Origin of the sequence: Micromonospora sp. CMU55-4, assembly GCF_011602315.1 — a bacterium.
Lineage (GTDB): Bacteria > Actinomycetota > Actinomycetes > Mycobacteriales > Micromonosporaceae > Micromonospora > Micromonospora chalcea.
Window position 1 is genome coordinate 46,904 of the sequence record NZ_JAAOLH010000021.1, and the last position, 17,496, is coordinate 64,399.

Below are 17,496 nucleotides of genomic sequence, written 5' to 3' on the forward strand. Positions count from 1 at the left end.
GTGCGCGGCCGTCGGCTGCTCGCGGCCGGCGTGGCGGCGCTGCTGGCGGTGACCGGCTGCGGCGGCCCCACGCCCGGCCCGGCCGACGACGGGCAGCCCCGATACGGGCAGGCGCCGGCGCCCGGGAAGGACGTCACGCTGCAACCGGACGTGGTGCTGGTCGGCGGCGGCAGCCGCACCGTGCGGTCGGTGAGCCCGGACGGGCTGACCTGGCGGCTCGACCCCGGCGCGCGCGACGCCGACCGGCTCGCGCCCGGCCGGGTCATGTTCCTCACCGGACGCGGCGTGGGCCGGGTGCTCGACCTGGCCGAGGAAGGCGACGACCTGGTCGTCACGATCGGCCCGGTCACACTCACCGAGGTGATCCGCGACGGCACGTTCGGCGGGGACGACGTCACCCTCGACCAGCCGACCGTCTACGTAGCAGGTGAGCCGTCGTGGACCCGGGACGCCGCGGCGGCCGGCGGCACGCTCGGCCGATCCCGGCCGCTCGCCGTCGCGCCCGCGCAGCCGCCGCCCGCGCCGGGCGGGCAGGCCGCCGCGAGCGCCCACGGCTACCGGGTACGGACGTTCTGCTGCGCCGGTGGCGTCGGCACGCACTTCACGTACGACGACGGCGGCGTCCGGCTCGCCGGCACCGTCACGCTCACAGTCGGCCGCCCGGCCGCGTCGTTCCACCTGGCCATCGGCGCGGGCAAGGTGACCCGGGCCGAGCTGGAGATCGGCGGCGGCTTCGGCATCAAGGTGGACTTCACCGCCGGCGTCGACGGCGGGCAGAACCACCGCAGGACGTTCCCGGTCCCGGTCGACATCGCGTTCCCGATCGGGCTGGTCGCCGGCCTGCCGCTGTCGTTCACGGTGAGCCAGACGCTGGAGGTGGCCACCGCGTTCGGCGCGAAACTGGGCACGTTCCGCGGCTCCGGCGAGTACGCCCTCGCCGGCAAGCTCGGGTTCGGCTACGCGAACGGCCAGGTGGGGTCGCGCGTGACGGAGGGCTTCGCGCGCCGGGTGAGCCTGCTCGACTCGCTCACCGGCGTGCCGGTCGGCGTGATGGGGCTGGTCGTGCGGCACGGCGTGCGGTTCACCATGGGGATCAGCGCGTTCCTGTTCACCGCCGGCATCTGGTTCGAGCTGGTCACCTCGTACGGGGCCACGATCGGGTCCGCGCTCGGCGCCCCGTACGCGGTGTGCCGGGGCGTCGGCCTCGGCGTACGGGCGAGGTTCGGCATCGGCTACCGCATCCTGGAACCCGTCGTCCAAGTGATCAACAAGTTCCTCAGCCTGCTCAGCCCGTCCCGGGCGCCCCGGATCCCGCCGATCGCGGCGACCAGCGGGCCGAGTTGGAGCGCCGACGTCTACCGCAACCAGGAGGTGATCCCGCCCGTCTCGATATGCGGACAGGTTCCGGGCTAGGCCGCGCCGACGCTGGGTTCGGGGGCGCGGCTGTGCCACCATCCCGCCATGGACGCCGCACTGGTCGGCCGCGACGCGGTCGTCGAGCGGGTGTGGCGCGCCCTGGCGGCGGGCACTCCGGTGCTCCTCGACGGTCCCAGCGGCATCGGCAAGACGACGCTGTGGCGAGCAGTGCTCGGCCACGCCCGGCGCACCGGCTGGCGGGTGCTGTCCGCCGCGCCCACCGAGGCCGAGAGCGCGTTGCCGTACGCGGCGCTGGCGGACGTGCTGCGCCCGCTGGCCGACGCGCTACCGGGGCTGCCGGCGCCGCAACGCGCGGCGGCCGACATGGTGCTCCTGACCGGCGAGCACGACGGCGCGGCGGTCGACGAACGGGCCGTGGGCGCCGCCACCCGCACCCTGCTCGACGCGGCGGTCACGGACGCGCCCCGGCTCCTGCTCGCCGTCGACGACCCGCAGTGGCTGGACCTGCCGAGCGCCCGGGCGCTGCGGTTCGCGCTGCGCCGGCTGTCCCGGTGGCCCGCCGTCCTGGCCACCCACCGCACCGGCGAGACCCCGGCGACGCCGGTGCCGCTCGGGCTGGACGACGACCCGACCGGCCGGCACCCGCTGCTGCGCGCCGACGTACCGCCGCTGCCCGCGCCCGACCTGCACCGCATCCTTCAGGCCCGCCTCGGCGGCACGCTCAGCCGCCCGCTGGTCGAGCGGCTGGCACGCGACGCCGACGGCAACCCGCTGCTCGCCGTCGAACTGGCCCGGGCGGTGCTGCGGCTGCCCCGCCCACCCGCGCACGACGAGGACCTGCCCGTACCGTCGTCGCTGCGCCGGCTGCTCGCCGAGACGCTGCGGGCGCTGCCCGGCCCGAGCCGGGAGGCGGTCCGGCTGGCCGCGCTGCTGACCGTGCCGGACATGCGGGACCTGACGGCGGCGGGCATGCCGCCCGGCGCGCTGGACGCGGCGGAGGACGCCGGGCTGGTCGTGGTCACGCCGAGCCGGATCAGCTTCGCCCACCCCCGGTACGCTGCGGCGGTCCGGGAGAGCATCCCGCCGGGAGCCCGGCGGCGCCTGCACGCGGTGCTCGCCCGCGCGGTCGCCGACCCCGACGAGCGGGCCCGGCAACTGGCCCGGTGCGCTGTCGCGCCGGACGCGGACGTCGCCGCCGACCTGGCCGCCGCGGCGGCCCGGCAGCGCATACGCGGCGCGCCCGCGCTCGCCGCCGACTGGTACGCCCGGGCGGCCGAGCTGACCCCGCAGGCCGCCACCGCCGACCGCAACCGGCGTCGCCTCGACGCGGTGCAGTGCCGCATCGACAGCGGGGACTACGCGGCGGCCGGCCGGGCCGCCGAGGCCGCGGCCGAGGAGCTGACCGGCGCCGAGCGGGGTGAGGCGCTGCTGTTGCGCGCCCTCGTCGCCTGGTGCGCCGACGACCTGGTCACCGCCGTGCGCGTGGCCGAGCAGGCGCTCGCCGCGGCCGGGCCGGACGGGGACCTGGCCGGGCGGATCCACACGCACCTGACGATGTTCCACGACCAGCCGGAGGCCGCGCGGGCGCACGCGCGGGCGGCGATCGCCCGGCTCTCCGACCGCGACGACCACCGCCCGCTGTTCACCGCCGCGCTGCTGCTGTTCTTCTTCCACGAGGTACGCGCCGGTGGCGAGGCGCCGACCGGCCTGCTCGACCGGGCGCTGGCGCTGGAGGCCGGCGAACCGTCCTACCTGGCCGGCTCGGTGCCGGCGATCTGGTGGAAGGCCGTCGACGACCACGACCGGGCCCGGGCCCGGCTGCACCTGATGCTGGACCGGGCGGTGGCGCGCGGGGACGACCCGCTGCGGCACGAGGCGCTCACCCACCTCGGCGAGACGGAACTGCTCGCCGGGCGGTTCGCCGAGGCCGGTACGCACATCGCCGACGCCCGTGACCTGGGTGAGCAGCTCGGCACCGGCCTGGTGGGCGAGAGCTGGCTGGCCGGCATGCTCGACGCGCACCGGGGCCGGCTGGCGCGGGCGGGTGCCACCGCCGCCGGGCTACGTCGCGACGACGACCTCGGCGACGCGTGGAGCCGCCGGCTGCACCACCAGCTCACCGGGCTGGTGGCGCTCGCCTCGGGCGAGTGGGTCACGGCCGCGGCGGCGTACGGCTCGCTCGCGGCCGACCTGGACGGTTCGGGCATCGTCGAGCCGCTGGGGCAGCGGTTCGAGCCGGACTGGATCGAGGCGTGCGTGGGCGCCGGTGACCTGGACACCGCGCACGCGGCGCTGGACCGGCTGGCCCGGCGGCACGCGCGGCTGCCGCGGCCGTGGACGACGCTCGGGCTGGCCCGCAGCCGGGTGCTGCTGGCCGGCGCGACGGGCGCGGACCCGGGCGAGGCGCTGGACGCGCTGACGCAGGCCCGGGCCACGGTGCCGGAGGCGGTGCTGCCGTTGGACCGGGCCCGCTGCCTGCTCGCGGCCGGGCGGGCGTACCGGCGGGTGCGGCGGCGGCGGGAGGCGCGGGCGGCGCTCGACGCGGCGGTGGCCGAGTTCGACGCGCTCGGCGCGTCCGCGTTCGCCGACCGGGCACGGGCGGAGCTGGGCCGCATCGGCGCCCGCACCCCGGCCCCGACGGCGCTCACCGCGACGGAGGAGCGGGTGGCCCGGCTCGCCGCCCGGGGGCAGACGAATCGGCTCATCGCCGACGCGCTCTACATCAGCCCGAAGACGGTCGAGGCGAACCTGGCCCGGGTCTACCGCAAGCTGGGCATCGCCAGCCGCGCCGAGCTGGGCGCGGCGATGGGCCGGCGTCCGGGCGACTGAGTCGCTCAGGACGCGGCCGGGGCGGTCAGGGCGCGGCGAGCGTGTCCAGGTGCGCGCCGAGCAGCGCCCGGGCGCGCGCGGGTGGCATCCGCTCGGGGTGCAGCAGCGCGTGCAGCGCGAGCCCGTCGAGCAGGGCGTGCAGCCCGGCGACCGCCTCGGGGTCGGGGGCCGGTTCCCCGGTGAGGAGGCAGACGGCGAACTCGGCGGCGCGGCGGATGCCGTCGTCCGCCTCGGCCATCCGGGATCGCGCGGCCGGGTCGGTCTGGGCGCGCGCGGCGAGCAGCAGCCACACCTCGGCCTCGCGGACGCGCTGCCGGTCCAGCGGCAGCAGGTGTTCCAGCACCCGCTGGGCGACCTCGTGGGGGCTGCCGGTCCGGTCGTCGGCGGCGATCCGCTCGGCCGCCTCGGCCTGTACGTGCTCCATGGCGAACACCAGCAGTTCGGTCTGGGTCGTGAAGTAGTGCCGCAGCGCGCTCGGTGACCAGCCCGCCTCGGCCGCGATGCTGCGCACGGTGGCGGCGCCGACGCCGTCGCGGTAGACGACCCGCCACATCGCCCGCGCCAGCTCGGCACGGCGCGCGTCGTGGTCGACGATCTTGGGCACGGGCCCTCCGGAACCTGGTCGACGAACGCTGCTACGGTTATCGCACAGCGTACTAAAAAAGGAGGCCGCATGCTCGTGGCAGTGATCGTCGGATGCGAGGTGGCGTTCTGGGTGGTGCTGCTCGCCGGGCTGATCGCCCGGTACCCGCTGCGCCGGCCCCGCCTCGGCGCGGCGCTGCTGATCGCCGTGCCCGTGGTCGATCTCGTGCTGCTGGCCGCCACGATGATCGACCTGCGCCGGGGCGCGACAGCCACGTTCGCCCACGGCCTCGCCGCCGCGTACCTCGGGTTCTCGGTGGCGTTCGGACACAGCATGGTGCGCTGGGCCGACGAGCGGTTCGCGCACCGGTTCGCCGGCGGGCCTCCCCCGCGCCGGGCCCCGAAGTACGGGATGGCGCGGGCCCGGCACGAGTGGCGCGAGTGGGGCAAGGGCATGATCGGCTGGGCGGTCGCCTGCGCCGTGCTGCTCGGCGGCATCGCCCTGGTCGGCGACGGCGAGCGCACCGCCGAGCTGTGGGCGTGGGCCGGCCGGCTCACCGTGGTGATGGCGGGCTGGCTGGTGTTCTGGCCGGTCGCGTACACCGTCTTCCCGAAGCGGGCGCCGCGCGACGCGTGAGGCTCACCCTCCGCCCCCGGCGACCCGGCCTACCGGCTGATTCGCCGACCGCCCGGCGGCGGACGGCTCACCGCGCCGATCGACGGCGATCGCGACCAGCAACAGCCCGGCCAGCGCCGCCAGCGCCAGCGGCGGCGGCAGCGCCGTCCCGAGCGCGGCCAGCGGCAACGCCGCACCGGCGACGGCCAGCCGGGCCGCTCCCACCGGCTGACCGGTCAGCCGCCGGAACAGCAGCCGTCCGGCCAGGTAGACGGCCGCGCCACCGAACAGCGCCACCGCGGCCGAGCGGTTCAGCCGGGGCCCGGCCTCCGGGTCGGCGACGTGCTCCAGCACCTGCTCGATGCCGAGCGCCAGGTAGATGACGCCGGCGACGAGCAGCAGATGGGTCTGGCTGTAGGCGTCCGCGGCCATCCGGTCCCGACGCGCCGCCGGTGCGGCGGCGAGCGCCCGGGCCGCCTCCGGGGACGTGCTGCGGAAGTAGAGCCACCAGAGGCAGACGGTCACCACGAAACCGACGAGCGCCACGGCGAGGACCGACGACTCGGTGACCGCCGAGGCCGCGCCCACTCCCGCGGCCACCACCGACTCCCCCAGCGAGATGATCAGCACCAGGCCGTACCGCTCGGCGAAGTGCGTCGGGCTGCGCAGCGGCCAGGCGCCCCGGCGGGCGTACGACAGCCGCTGCCCGGCCACCTCGACGGCGAAGCCCAGCACCCACAGCGCCGCGTGCGCGGCACCGTCCAGCAGCGCGCCGAGCAGCAGCGGCACCCAGCCGACGGCGCTGACGCACGCGAAGAACCGGATCCGGGCGCGCAGTTCCGGGTCACCCGCCGCGGCCCAGTGGAACAGCGTCAGGTGCACCGCGCGCAGCACCACGTAGGCCAGCACGACGATCAACGGACCGTCCAGCCCCGGGCCCGGCGTCCACGCCTGCGGCATGGCGAGCGCGGCCAGGAACAACGCGGCCATCGCGACCAGGAACCCGCCGCGCACCACCCCGACGTCGGCGGGCGTGTGGTTGCCCAACCAGGTGTACGACAACCACGCCACCCAGAGCAGCACGAGCAGGAGCAGGCCCTTGGCCATCCCGGCCGGGGTCGGGTGCGGCTCGATCAGCGCCATGATCCGGGTGAGCGCGAAGACGAAGACCAGGTCGAAGAAGATCTCGAAGGGCGTGACCCGGCGCTCGTCCGGCCCCGGCCGGGGCGCGCGCGGCCGTCGTCGCACCCGTTCGCGTCCCACGCCCGCCGCCCTCCGCCGGTCCACCTCCTGCGCCGACGGTAGGCGGCGCAGGGGTGACGATCGGGCGATTCCCGGGATCACGCCGGGCTCGGCCTGCGGTCAGTTCAGCCGACCGCGTCGTCCGGCCAGGCGGCGCGGACCAGCGCGGGCAGCACCTCGCCGGCCGGGCCACGCAGGTTCACCGCGCAGATCGCGTCCAGCGGCGTCGGTACCGGGTTCACCTGCACCACCGGCGCGCCGAGACGGGCCGCCACGAGCGGGATCTCGGCGGCCGGGTGCACGAGCGCGGAGGTGCCCACCGTCAGCAGCAGGTCGCAGCCGGAGGCCGCCTCGACCGCCGCGTCGAGCGCGGCCGACGGCAGCGCCTCGCCGAACCACACCACCCCGGGCCGCACCGGCGCGCCGCAGTCGGCGCACGCGGGCGGGTCCAGCGGCCCGTCGTGCGCCTCCGGCGCATGCGATTCCGCCCCGCCGTGCGGTTCCGCCCCGTCGTGCGGTTCCGCCCCGTCGTGCGGCTCCGGCGGATCGGCGGACGGCGGCAGGTCCGACGGCAGCGGCGCGGGCCGGGCGCAGGCCGAGCAGCGGGGCGCGAACAGGCTGCCGTGCAGGCGTACCGGGGCGGGCACGCCGCCGCGCTCGTGCAGGTCGTCGACGTTCTGGGTGATCACCACGGTGTCCGGCAGCCGGGCCGCGATCGCCGCCACCGCCCGGTGCCCCGGGTTCGGCTCGGCCCGGCGCACCCCGCGCCGGCGTGCCTCGTACCAGCCCCAGACCAGCGCCGGGTCGGCGCGGAACGCGGCCGGTGTCGCCAGCTCCTGCGGGTCGTAGCGTTGCCACAGCCCGGTCTGGGCGTCCCGGAACGTCGGCACGCCGCTCTCCGCCGACATGCCGGCCCCGGTGAACACCACCGGCCGGCGCGCGGCGGCCAGCAGCCGGCCCGCCTCGGCCAGCTCCGGCCCGGTCACACGTCCACCGTCAGCCGCACGTCGACCCGGTCACCCAGCTCGATGCCCTCGGCCCGGCGCGCCGCGACCCGCAGCGGCACCACGTACCGGCCGTCCTTGGGCCACAGCGATGTCCGCCAGTCGGTGCCGCCGATGCGGACCGTCACCGGGATCATGCCCCAGCCGTAGGTGACCGACGCCGAGGCGGCCTCGATCGCCGCGCTCTGCTCGTCGGGCACCGTGACGAAGTGGTACGGCGCCGGGCCGCGCCAGAACCACACCTCGCCGCTGAACGCCAGCTCCATCCGGTCAGGATAGGGGCCGGGACCGACGGAACCCGAGCAGCCGCAGCCCGGCCGCCGTCACCCAGGCGAACAGCGGGAACACGGCGACACGCTCCATGCCGCCCACGCCGATGCCGGCGTCCACCCGGGCCAGGAACAGCACGGTGCCGGCCAGCCCGAGCAGACCCAGGACCGCGCTGACGGTCCGCAGCTCACGCAGCAGCGGCGACCGGCCGAGCGCGGCGGCCAGCAGCGCCGCGTTGCCGAGCGCGAAGACCAGCAGCGCGCCGAGCACGTGCAGGTTCTCGTCCACGTCGGCCGGGTAGAGACCGGCCAGCACGTACCCGGACCCGGCGGCCACTGCCGACGCCACGGTGACGGTCGCGGCGCGGCCCGGGCGCAGCGCCCGGCGCGCGAGCAACGCGCCGACCGCGAGCAGCAGCCCGGCGCCGACGAACACGGCGTTCATGCCCGCGTGCCACGGTGAGCAGACCGGACGCGGCCGGCTGGTGTCCCACACGCCGCAGGTCACGTTGCCGAGGTCGCTGATATTGTGCTCGGCCCAGCTGAACCGGGGCTGGTCCCAGGCCAGGCCGACGAGGACGTTGGCGGCCGGGAACGACACGGCGGCGAGCAGCCAGCAGGCGCCCGCGAGGCGGTTTCTCACCCGACGAGTGCACCGTCTCGGGGCGCCCCGGCGCACGGGGCGTGGCGGGCCGGTTCGAGGTAGGGCCAGACCTACCCGCGGATGGGGCCTGGATGGCTGGGAAGGGCGGCGGGGTCTGGCTAGCGTCACGGCATGACCGTTGATCACGGGCTGGCGGCAGCGTTGCGCCGCCGCCGCTACCTGCTGTCCGCGTGGCCGTGGCGGGCCCTGGCGTACGCCGTCACGACCCTGCCCCTGGCCGGCGCGGCGGCGCTCGGCGCGGCGGTGGTCGCCGCGCCGCTGCTGCTGGTGGCCGGCGCGCTGCGGCGGGGCCGCCCGGTCGACGCCACGGCGCTGGCGGTGCTGGCCGTGCTGGCGCTGGCGGTGGTGGCGTTCGCGCCGCTGGCCGGCGCGCCGGTGGCGGCCGTCGAGCGGTGGCGTCTCGGCCTGGTCGACGACCGCCCGGTGACCGCGCCGAAATGGCGGGGACTCGTCGCCCGCTTCACCACCGCCGACGGGTGGCGGGAGGGCGCGTACCTGGCGGTGCTGGGTGTGGCGGTGCCGCTGGCGTACGGGATGTTCGGTCTGCTCGTGCTGCTGGACGTGGCGCTGGTGGCCGGTCCGTGGCTGGCCGGCGGCGAGGACCGCATCGTGCTGATCTGGGCCACTGTCGACTCCCCCGCCGAGGCGGTGCCGTACGCGGTCGCCGGTCTGCTGGCGGTCCCCGCGCTGGTCTACCTGGCCGGGCTGCTCGTCGCGGCCCAGGCGGCGGTGGCCCGCCTGCTGCTCGACGACGCGCCCGGCGGGACGGCGCTGCGCGAGGTGACCCGGTCCCGGGCCCGCCTGGTGAGCGCCTACGAGGCCGAGCGCCGCCGCGTCGAGCGGGACGTGCACGACGGCGTGCAGCCGCGCCTGACCAGCCTCACCCTCCAGCTCGGGCTGGCCCGCCTCGACGTGCCGGACGACTCCCCGGCGGCGAAGCCGCTCGCGGCGGCGCACGAGCAGGCCAAGGAGCTGATGGTGACGTTGCGCGGGATCGTCCAGGGCATCCGCCCGCAGCAGCTCACCGAACTCGGCCTGGCCGCCGCCGTCGGTGATCTGGCCGCCCGGTCGGTCGTCCCGGTCACCGTGCACGCCGACCTGACCCGCCCGGTGCCGGACCTGGTGCAGACCACCGCCTGGTACGTGGTCTCGGAGACGCTCGGCAACGTGGCCCGGCACTCCGGGGCGACCCGGGCGCAGGTGCGCCTGATCCGCGACGAACGACTGCTGGTGGTGGAGGTACGCGACGACGGCCGGGGCGGCGCCGACCCGGCGCGCGGCACCGGCCTGACCGGGCTCGCGGACCGGGTGGCGGCGGTGGACGGGCGGCTGCTGCTGTCCAGCCCGCCCGGTGGGCCTACCCTCGTGCGGGTGGAGCTGCCGTGCCGTCCGTGATCCGGGTCGTCCTGGCCGAGGACGAGGTGCTGCTCCGGGAGGGTCTGGTGGGCCTGCTGACCCGGTTCGGTTTCGCTGTGGACGCCGCCGTCGGCTCCGCCCCGGACCTGCTCGACGCGGTCCGCACCCACCGGCCCGACCTGCTGGTGACCGACATCCGGATGCCGCCGCAGCACCGCGACGACGGCCTGCGGGCGGCGGTCGCGCTGCGCGCCGAACGCCCGGACCTCGCCGTGGTGGTGCTCAGCCAGCACGTGCAGAGCGGGTACGCCGCCGCGCTGCTCGACAGCGGCGACGGCAACCGGGTCGGCTACCTGCTCAAGGACCGGGTGGCGGACGTCGAGGAGTTCGCCGCGACGCTGCGCCGGGTGGCGGCCGGCGGCACCGCCGTCGACCCGGACGTGGTGCGGCACCTGCTGCGCCGCCCGCGCGACCCGCTCGGCGCGCTGTCCCCCCGGGAGCGGGAGGTGCTGGGCCTGGTCGCCGAGGGCCACTCCAACAGCGCGATCGCGGCGCGGCTGCACGTCACCGAGGCGGCGATCGGCAAGCACGTGGGCAACATCCTGGCCAAGCTCGGCCTGCCGCCGGACGAGGACACCAACCGGCGGGTGCTGGCAGTGCTCGCCCACCTGCGCGCGGCGGGCTGACCGGGCGCTACAGGCTCATCGGCGCGGGGTCGGTGGCCAGCGCCCGGAACCGCTCGCGCGGGTCGGGCACCAGCCGCCGTTCGGCGAGGTCGAGCAGGCCGCCGACGCCGGACACCGAGGCGACGGGGGTGCCGTCCGCGCGGGTGAACTCCTGGCCGATCCGGAACGTCTTGCCCTCGCCCCAGTGGAACTCGCAGGTCACGTCGACCTCGTCGCCGCCGCGCAGCTCCCGCAGGTAACGCACCGTCACCTCCAGCGCGACCGGCCCGACGCCTCCGGCGATCAGCCGGTCCTGGCCGATGCCGGAGGCGCGCAGGCACTCCCAGCGGGCGTGCTCGGCGTACTGGAGGTAGACCGCCTGGTTGAGGTGCCCCTGCGTGTCGAGTTCGTAGCCGCGCACGGTGACGCGCACCCGGAACGGATCTGCCATGCCGGCAGCCTAACCAGCGGCGCGGACAAAACGGCGTGCGGTCCGGGCCGCGCGGCTCTAGCCTCCCCGGCGTGACTCTGGAGATCGTGACCCTGGCGCAGCGGCCCGACCTGGCGCCACTGCTCGACACCGACTTCGACGGCGCCTGGCCGCCGTTCATGCTCTGGGATCCGATGGGCGCGCTCTACTACGGCGTCGCGCACGAGACGTACCCCGAGTTCGTCTTCGCCGCCGTCGACCCGGCCGAGCCGGGCCGGGCCGTCGCCCGGGGCTACGCGGCGCCGTTGCGCTGGACGGAGGACGAGCTGCCCGACGGCGGCTGGGACCGGGTGATCCAGCGGGCCACGCTCGGCCGGCTCACCGGGTCCACCCCCAACCTGGTGTCCGCGCTGGAGATCTGCGTGCGCCCGGACCGGCGCGGCGGCGGGGTGTCCGGGCTGATGCTCGCGGCCATGCGCGCGGCGGTGGCCCGCGCCGGGTTCGACACGCTGGTGGCGCCGGTGCGCCCGAACGGCAAGGCCGACGCCCCGGACGTGCCGATGACCGAGTACGCGGCCCGCCGCCGCCCCGACGGTCTGCCGGCCGATCCGTGGCTGCGGGTGCACGTGCGGGCGGGCGGGGTGATCGAGCGGGTCGCGCCCCGGTCGATGACGGTGACCGGGACGCTCGCGGACTGGCGGCGCTGGACCGGGCTGCCGTTCGACACCTCCGGGCCGGTGCGGGTGCCTGGTGCGTTGACGCCGGTGCTCGTCGACGTCGACCACGACCACGCTGCGTACGTGGAGCCCAACGTGTGGGTACGCCACCGGCTCTGACCGGTCGTCAGGCCGGCCAGGCGTGACCGATCCCGTCGAGCAGCAGGACCACGCCCTCGGTGGCCGCCTCCCGGTCCCGGGAGATCTCCCGGTACTCCGGCGAGGTGGACCAGCGCTCGAAGTCCTCCCGGCTGTCGAACGACAGCAGCACCGCCTTGTGGTGCGGCCACTCCCCCTCGACCACGCGCGGGCTGGTGTCGGCGGCGAGCAGCCGACCGCCGTAGCGGGCCAGCACCGGCGGGAAGGCGGCGGCATACCTGTCGTAGCGCGCCCGGTCGTGGATGGTGAGCTGCGCGAGGGCGTAGACGGTCACCGGCTCAGGCTACCGACCGCCCGAGCGCTCCGGCCTCGTCCGTCGGGCCGGATCCGCCGCCTCCGCGAGCCGGGTCGACTGTCCGGTGTGCTCTAGCCATTATGGCTCTGACCTGCGAATACTGGTAGCAGGTCCGGGCGGCGTGGGGGAAAGAGGTGGGGCAGGATGATCGAGCAGGAGACCCAGCCGGAGGCCATACCCGAGCCCCGGAACACGCCGGAGGGCGGGCCGTCCCGGCCCGCCACGCCGGTTCCCGGCGCGGTGTGGCAGGTCCGCGTACGGACCAAACTCGACGACCTGTACCAGCAGCTCGCGGTGCTGTCCGCGCGCGACCCCGATCGGGCCGAGGCGCTGCGCGCGCAGCTGTCCCGGGTGGAGGTGGTGCTCGGACGCAGCGGCGTGGTCGAGTGGTTGCGCGGCGGCAACCTGGAGTACGCGTGGCAGACCATCCACTCGGTGGAGCGGGCCATGGTGGGGTTGCGCAGCCCGGACGAGCTGGCCGGGCTGCTGCCGGCGTACCGCAGCGCGGCGGCGCAGGTGCTGCCGGCCGACGACAAGGTGCTCAGCGACCTCGACACCGCGACCGGCGGGGTGCCCGTGGAGTTGCTGCGCGCCCGGGTGCAGGCGCTGCTGCTGCGCTTCCACTCCGCGTCCGACGAGTTCCACGAGTCGGCGCGGCGGCTGCGCAACCGGATGCTGGGGCTGTCGGTGTTCGCGCTGGTGGCGGAGATCCTCGTGGTGCTGGTGCAGTGGCTCAGCCACGACGTCCGGCTGCTGGAGGCGCCGACCGACGCCGGTGGCGTACCGGCCTGGCGGCTGCTGTTCTTCGTGCTGATCGCCGGGGCGCTCGGCGCGTTCCTCAGCGCGCTGCCGTCGATGATCACGTCCCGGTCCGGCGGGCTGCCCTACAAGCTGCCGTTCCAGCAGGGGCTGCTCAAGCTCGCGGTCGGCCCGCTGGTGGCGGTGGTCGGCATCATGCTGGTCATCGGCGGCCTGGTGGAGACCAGTGTGAGCAGCACCGCCGCGCTGCTGGTCCTGGCCATCGTGTTCGGCGCCGGGCAGCAGGCGGTCACCGCGTTCGCCGACCGGCGGGCGGCCGAACTGCTCGGCCCGGCGGCCAAGAGCTGATCGGGCGCGGGTCACCGGCGGCCCTGGGTAGCCTGATCCCATGATCTTCATTACCGCCAAGTTCCGGGTCCGCCCCGAAGACGCCGACAACTGGCCGCGGATCGCCGCCGACTTCACCGCCGCGACCCGGGCCGAGCCCGGCTGCCTGTGGTTCGACTGGTCCCGCAGCCTGGACGACCCGACCGAGTACGTGCTGGTCGAGGCGTTCCGCGACGACGAGGCGGGCGCGGCGCACGTGCAGTCGGAGCACTTCCGCGAAGCCCAGCGCACGCTGCCGCCGCACCTGGCCGAGACGCCCCGGATCGTCAACGTGACGGTGCCGCAGCAGGACTGGTCGCGCCTGGGCGAGATGGCCGTACCCGGCGACGCCTGACCGGACGGCGCAACTGCGCGCGGGCGGCGCGGCGGGCCGCCCGCGCGGCCGGTCAGGGGATGGTCAGGCCGTAGGCGGCGAGGATCTCCAAGATCGGCTGGTAGTAGCTGGTGCCACCGCTCGTGCAGTTGCCACTGCCGCCGGACAGCACGCCGAGGACGACGCCGGTCGCGGCCACGTAGAGCGGGCCGCCACTGTCGCCCGGCTCGGCGCAGATGTTCGTGCGGATGAGCCCGGTGACGCTGCCCTCGGCGTAGTTGACTGTGGCGTTCAACCCGGTGACGGTGCCACACCGCACGCCGGTGGTGGCGCCGCTGCGGCAGACCGCCTGACCGACGTACGCGCTGCCGGCGGCGGTTACGGTGACCTGCCCCGGGTAGGTGTGGATCGCGCCCGGGTGGGCGACGGTTCCGGTGTAGCGGACCACGCCGTAGTCGTTGCCGGGGAAGCTGCTGCCGGTCCGGCTGCCCAGCACCGTCGTGCGGGCGCTGTCGGCGTACCAGGTGGCGGCGAGGCGCGTGCAGTGTCCGGCGGTGACGAAGTACCAGGTGGCGCCGCTGCGCACGTTCGCGCCCAGTGAACAGCGCCCGCCGCCGCCGTAGATCGCCTGACCGGCGGCGATGAGCGTACGCAGCCGCCCGGGTTCGTGGCGCAGCACCGCGCCGGCCCGGGCCGCGGTCCGGCGCAGCGCGGCCAGCTCGCTGCCGCGTACCGTGTCGTCGGCGGTGACCGTGAGCCGGCCGGTGGCCGGGTCGTGCTCCCAGGCGGTGCCGGGCGTGCGGATCCCGGCGAGCGCGGCGGGCCCGGCCGGTGGAGTGGCGACGCCGGCCCGGGCGACCGCCGGAGCGCCGGTCAGCAGGACGGCGAGGACGAGTACGACGAGCGCGGGTCGGCGCATCCTCCGGGACCTCCTCCATCGTCTACGGTCGATTGGCACAGCATCAGCCCGCGGGCGCGATCCACTCAACCGGCAGAACCGGCGATTCCCGAAACTTCCGGAGTCGCGGCGGACGGTGCGCGCGCCCGTCCCCCCGCGCCCGCCCTCGGATTCCCGCCCTCCACCCGCCACCGCGTGCCCCGATGTCGACGCATCGAGGTGATTAAGTTTTCGGAACGCTTCCGGTAGGCTCCGGGCAGAGATTCGCTTCGATCCACTCACGATGTGCCGGGGAGTCGCTCCCCGAGCTGGCGCGGCCACCGGGCGACCGCGCGGAGCCGACATCGTGGCGGGCGGTGGCCGAGGCGAGCCGATCCCATTGACAGGCTAGAGAGGCGTTCAGATGGACAAGGTGCTCGCCCGCGGCAGCGGGAGCGCGGCAGCCCGGTCACGCCCGCGGACCGCTGTGGTCGCGATGGTGGCGGGGGCCGCGATGGTCGCCGCCACGATAGCGGTGGCGACCAGCGCCAGCGCCGGCACGACGCTCGGCGCGTCGGCGGCGGAGCAGGGCCGGTACTTCGGCACGGCGGTGGCGGTGAACAAGTTGTCCGACAGCACGTACGTCGGCATCCTGAACCGCGAGTTCAACATGGTCACCGCCGAGAACGAGATGAAATGGGACGCCACCGAGCCGTCCCGGAACCAGTTCAACTTCACCAACGGCGACCGGCTCGTCGCGCACGCCCAGGCCAACGGCATGCGGGTACGCGGCCACGCGCTGCTCTGGCACCAGCAGCAGCCCGGGTGGACGGGAAGCCTGTCCGGCAGCGCGTTGCGCGACGCGATGATCAACCACGTCACCCAGGTCGCCACCCACTACCGGGGCAAGATCCACTCCTGGGACGTGGTGAACGAGGCGTTCGACGACGGCAACAGCGGCGCCCGCCGCAACTCGAACCTCCAGCAGACCGGCAACGACTGGATCGAGGCCGCGTTCCGTGCCGCGCGCGCCGCCGACCCGGGCGCCAAGCTCTGCTACAACGACTACAACATCGACAACTGGAGCTGGGCCAAGACCCAGGGCGTCTACAACATGGTGCGGGACTTCAAGTCCCGGGGCGTGCCGATCGACTGCGTCGGCCTCCAGTCGCACTTCAACAGCGGGTCGCCGTACCCGAGCAACTACCGCACCACGCTGCAGAACTTCGCCGCGCTCGGCGTCGACGTGCAGATCACCGAGCTGGACATCGAGGGCTCCGGCAGCAGCCAGGCCACCTCGTACGGCAACGTGACCCGGGACTGCCTGGCTGTGGCGCGCTGCAACGGCATCACCGTGTGGGGCATCCGCGACACCGACTCGTGGCGGGCCAGCGGCACCCCGCTGCTGTTCGACGGCAGCGGCAACAAGAAGCAGGCGTACACCGCCGTGCTGAACGCGCTCAACGAGGGCGGCACCCCGCCGCCCACCACCGCGCCGCCGACCAGCACCCCGCCCACCTCGACGCCGCCGACCAGCACGCCGCCGACCAGTGAGCCGCCGACGACGACTCCGCCGCCGACCGGCGCCTGCACCGCCACGATCACCACCAACCAGTGGCCGGGCGGCTTCGTCACCAACGTACGGATCACCGCTGGTTCCAGCGGGCTCAACGGGTGGACCGTGTCGCTCACCGTGCCCTCGGGCTCGGCGGTCACGAACACCTGGAGCGCCCAGGCCAGCGGCACCACCGGCGCGGTGACGTTCCGCAACGTGGACTACAACCGTCAGGTCGGTGCCGGTGGCACCACCGAGTTCGGATTCCAGGGCACCGGCACGGCGCCCTCCGGCACGCCGGCCTGCGCGGCCGGCTGACAGTCGGCGCGACCCGGCACGGGAGCACCGTGCCGGGTCGCGTCCCCGGCGGTCGCCGGCCGGCGACCGTACAGTGGGGCAGGTCCTGTTCCACCGTTTCGTCCGGAAGGACCACAGTGAACCGACGCATCAGGACCGTCCTCGGCGTCGCCCTGGCCGCCACCCTCGTCACCACCGCCGCCCCGGCCCCCGCCGCCGCCCACGACCGCCGCCCGAGCGTGATCGCGCTGCCGGACGGCTTCCAGCCGGAGGGCGTCGCCGCCGCCGGCCGCTACGCCTGGTTCGGGTCGCGGGCCACCGGTGAGATCTACCGCGCCGACCTGATCACCGGGGCGGGCAAGCAGGTCAGCCCCGCCACCGGCACCCCGTCGCTCGGCCTGAAGGTCGACGCGCGGGGCCGGCTCTTCGTCGCCGGCGGCACCGCCGGGGACGCCCGGGTCGTCGACACCCGCACCGGCGCCGTGCTCGCGAGCTACCGGTTCGCCGAGGCGCCGACGTTCGTCAACGACGTGACGCTCACCCGCGACGCCGCCTGGTTCACCGACTCGAACCGGCCGGTGCTCTACCGCCTGCCGCTCGGACGCGGCGGCAAGCTGCCGCCCGCCGACGGCTTCACCACGCTGCCGCTGACCGGTGACTTCCAGCAGACCGGCACCGGCGTCAACCTCAACGGCATCGCGCCCACCCCGGACGGGCGCGCGCTGATCGTCGTGCAGTCGAACACCGGCACGCTGTTCCGGGTGGACCCGGCCACCGGCGTCACCACCGCCGTCGACGTGCCGGGCGCCACCTTCCTCAACGGTGACGGCCTGCTGCTGCTCGGCCGCAGGCTGTACGTGGTGCAGAATTTCCTCAACCAGGTCGCCGTGGTCGACCTGAACCGCGCCGGCACGGCCGGCGTCGCCCGAGGCGTCATCACCGACCCGGGCTTCGACGTGCCGACCACGGTGGCCGCCGCGCTCGGCCGGCTCTACCTGCCGAACGGCCGGTTCACCACCCCGCCGACTCCGACCACCCCGTACACGGTCGTCGCTGTCGACGCGCGCTGAGCCACGCCGGCCGCCACCCTCTCCGGGTGGCGGC

Annotated in this window: 18 protein-coding genes; 10 read left to right on the forward strand and 8 right to left on the reverse strand. The window is 75.6% G+C overall.

Annotated features, from left to right (window positions below; genetic code table 11):
* A complete protein-coding gene (locus tag HA073_RS27620) occupies positions 1–1,413 on the forward strand; it encodes a hypothetical protein (protein ID WP_166457633.1) in 1,413 nt (470 codons plus the stop codon).
* 48 nt (positions 1,414–1,461) lie between these two features.
* Entirely contained in the window at positions 1,462–4,206 is a 2,745-nt protein-coding gene (locus HA073_RS27625; protein WP_166457634.1) for an AAA family ATPase, read from the forward strand.
* Positions 4,207–4,231: 25 nt separating this feature from the next.
* Here HA073_RS27625 and HA073_RS27630 read toward each other — a convergent pair whose 3' ends face one another.
* On the reverse strand, positions 4,232–4,810 hold the full coding sequence (locus tag HA073_RS27630) for a TetR/AcrR family transcriptional regulator (RefSeq protein ID WP_064445865.1): 579 nt from the start codon (positions 4,808–4,810) through the stop codon (positions 4,232–4,234).
* Positions 4,811–4,879: 69 nt separating this feature from the next.
* On the opposite strand from HA073_RS27630, the gene HA073_RS27635 reads away from it, so the two are divergent.
* Complete coding sequence (locus HA073_RS27635; RefSeq protein ID WP_064445864.1) at positions 4,880–5,425, forward strand: hypothetical protein; 546 nt, start codon at positions 4,880–4,882, stop codon at positions 5,423–5,425.
* A gap of 3 nt (positions 5,426–5,428) precedes the next feature.
* Here the strand turns inward: HA073_RS27635 and HA073_RS27640 are convergent, their stop codons facing one another.
* The 4 genes from HA073_RS27640 to HA073_RS27655 all read right to left on the reverse strand — a co-directional run bounded on the left by HA073_RS27640 (position 5,429) and on the right by HA073_RS27655 (position 8,562).
* On the reverse strand, positions 5,429–6,667 hold the full coding sequence (locus HA073_RS27640; RefSeq protein WP_166457635.1) for a low temperature requirement protein A: 1,239 nt from the start codon (positions 6,665–6,667) through the stop codon (positions 5,429–5,431).
* Between the two features lie 104 nt (positions 6,668–6,771).
* The gene (locus HA073_RS27645) at positions 6,772–7,632 is read right to left on the reverse strand and encodes a Sir2 family NAD-dependent protein deacetylase (protein WP_166457636.1); all 861 of its coding nucleotides are present in this window, start codon (positions 7,630–7,632) and stop codon (positions 6,772–6,774) included.
* Positions 7,629–7,916 carry a DUF1905 domain-containing protein gene (locus tag HA073_RS27650; protein ID WP_069088624.1) on the reverse strand — a complete coding sequence of 96 codons (288 nt, stop codon included), beginning with the start codon at positions 7,914–7,916 and terminating at the stop codon, positions 7,629–7,631. Before HA073_RS27650 ends, HA073_RS27645 begins: the two co-directional genes overlap by 4 nt.
* Before the next feature lie 4 nt (positions 7,917–7,920).
* Positions 7,921–8,562, reverse strand: coding sequence for a DUF998 domain-containing protein (locus HA073_RS27655; RefSeq protein WP_166457637.1), 642 nt, complete (start codon positions 8,560–8,562; stop codon positions 7,921–7,923).
* Between the two features lie 132 nt (positions 8,563–8,694).
* On the opposite strand from HA073_RS27655, the gene HA073_RS27660 reads away from it, so the two are divergent.
* Together HA073_RS27660 and HA073_RS27665 are read left to right on the forward strand one after the other, a co-directional pair.
* A complete protein-coding gene (locus HA073_RS27660; protein WP_166457638.1) occupies positions 8,695–9,978 on the forward strand; it encodes a histidine kinase in 1,284 nt (427 codons plus the stop codon).
* Positions 9,966–10,625: a response regulator transcription factor gene (locus tag HA073_RS27665; protein WP_043323831.1), complete on the forward strand. Its 660-nt coding sequence runs from the start codon at positions 9,966–9,968 to the stop codon at positions 10,623–10,625. Before HA073_RS27660 ends, HA073_RS27665 begins: the two co-directional genes overlap by 13 nt.
* Before the next feature lie 7 nt (positions 10,626–10,632).
* On the opposite strand, the gene HA073_RS27670 is transcribed toward HA073_RS27665, so the two are convergent.
* Positions 10,633–11,055 (reverse strand): thioesterase family protein, encoded by a 423-nt coding sequence (locus HA073_RS27670; protein WP_043323829.1) that lies wholly within the window; start codon positions 11,053–11,055, stop codon positions 10,633–10,635.
* A gap of 71 nt (positions 11,056–11,126) precedes the next feature.
* On the opposite strand from HA073_RS27670, the gene HA073_RS27675 reads away from it, so the two are divergent.
* On the forward strand, positions 11,127–11,870 hold the full coding sequence (locus tag HA073_RS27675) for a hypothetical protein (protein ID WP_064445858.1): 744 nt from the start codon (positions 11,127–11,129) through the stop codon (positions 11,868–11,870).
* A 7-nt stretch (positions 11,871–11,877) separates the two neighbouring features.
* Here HA073_RS27675 and HA073_RS27680 read toward each other — a convergent pair whose 3' ends face one another.
* A complete protein-coding gene (locus HA073_RS27680; RefSeq protein WP_043323825.1) occupies positions 11,878–12,183 on the reverse strand; it encodes a DUF1330 domain-containing protein in 306 nt (101 codons plus the stop codon).
* Positions 12,184–12,348: 165 nt separating this feature from the next.
* Between HA073_RS27680 and HA073_RS27685 the strand changes: the two genes are divergently transcribed.
* Together HA073_RS27685 and HA073_RS27690 are read left to right on the forward strand one after the other, a co-directional pair.
* Complete coding sequence (locus HA073_RS27685) at positions 12,349–13,311, forward strand: hypothetical protein (protein WP_166457639.1); 963 nt, start codon at positions 12,349–12,351, stop codon at positions 13,309–13,311.
* A 40-nt stretch (positions 13,312–13,351) separates the two neighbouring features.
* On the forward strand, positions 13,352–13,684 hold the full coding sequence (locus tag HA073_RS27690) for a putative quinol monooxygenase (RefSeq protein ID WP_043323822.1): 333 nt from the start codon (positions 13,352–13,354) through the stop codon (positions 13,682–13,684).
* 52 nt (positions 13,685–13,736) lie between these two features.
* Here HA073_RS27690 and HA073_RS27695 read toward each other — a convergent pair whose 3' ends face one another.
* Positions 13,737–14,582 carry a S1 family peptidase gene (locus tag HA073_RS27695; RefSeq protein WP_166457640.1) on the reverse strand — a complete coding sequence of 282 codons (846 nt, stop codon included), beginning with the start codon at positions 14,580–14,582 and terminating at the stop codon, positions 13,737–13,739.
* Positions 14,583–14,964: 382 nt separating this feature from the next.
* Here HA073_RS27695 and HA073_RS27700 point away from each other — a divergent pair, with 382 nt between their 5' ends.
* Positions 14,965–16,413 carry an endo-1,4-beta-xylanase gene (locus HA073_RS27700; protein WP_043323818.1) on the forward strand — a complete coding sequence of 483 codons (1,449 nt, stop codon included), beginning with the start codon at positions 14,965–14,967 and terminating at the stop codon, positions 16,411–16,413.
* A 116-nt stretch (positions 16,414–16,529) separates the two neighbouring features.
* On the forward strand, positions 16,530–17,462 hold the full coding sequence (locus tag HA073_RS27705) for a superoxide dismutase (protein ID WP_166457641.1): 933 nt from the start codon (positions 16,530–16,532) through the stop codon (positions 17,460–17,462).
* The last annotated feature ends 34 nt before the right edge of the window (positions 17,463–17,496 follow it).

Bases quoted from the DNA above. Each gene is read 5' to 3' on its own strand.
- HA073_RS27690 (WP_043323822.1), top strand. From the start codon at position 13,352: ATGATCTTCATTACCGCCAAGTTCCGGGTCCGCCCCGAAGACGCCGAC.
- HA073_RS27650 (WP_069088624.1), bottom strand. From the start codon at position 7,916: ATGGAGCTGGCGTTCAGCGGCGAGGTGTGGTTCTGGCGCGGCCCGGCG.
- HA073_RS27695 (WP_166457640.1), bottom strand. From the start codon at position 14,582: ATGCGCCGACCCGCGCTCGTCGTACTCGTCCTCGCCGTCCTGCTGACC.
- HA073_RS27685 (WP_166457639.1), top strand. From the start codon at position 12,349: ATGATCGAGCAGGAGACCCAGCCGGAGGCCATACCCGAGCCCCGGAAC.
- HA073_RS27625 (WP_166457634.1), top strand. From the start codon at position 1,462: ATGGACGCCGCACTGGTCGGCCGCGACGCGGTCGTCGAGCGGGTGTGG.
- HA073_RS27670 (WP_043323829.1), bottom strand. From the start codon at position 11,055: ATGGCAGATCCGTTCCGGGTGCGCGTCACCGTGCGCGGCTACGAACTC.
- HA073_RS27660 (WP_166457638.1), top strand. From the start codon at position 8,695: ATGACCGTTGATCACGGGCTGGCGGCAGCGTTGCGCCGCCGCCGCTAC.
- HA073_RS27700 (WP_043323818.1), top strand. From the start codon at position 14,965: ATGGACAAGGTGCTCGCCCGCGGCAGCGGGAGCGCGGCAGCCCGGTCA.
- HA073_RS27635 (WP_064445864.1), top strand. From the start codon at position 4,880: ATGCTCGTGGCAGTGATCGTCGGATGCGAGGTGGCGTTCTGGGTGGTG.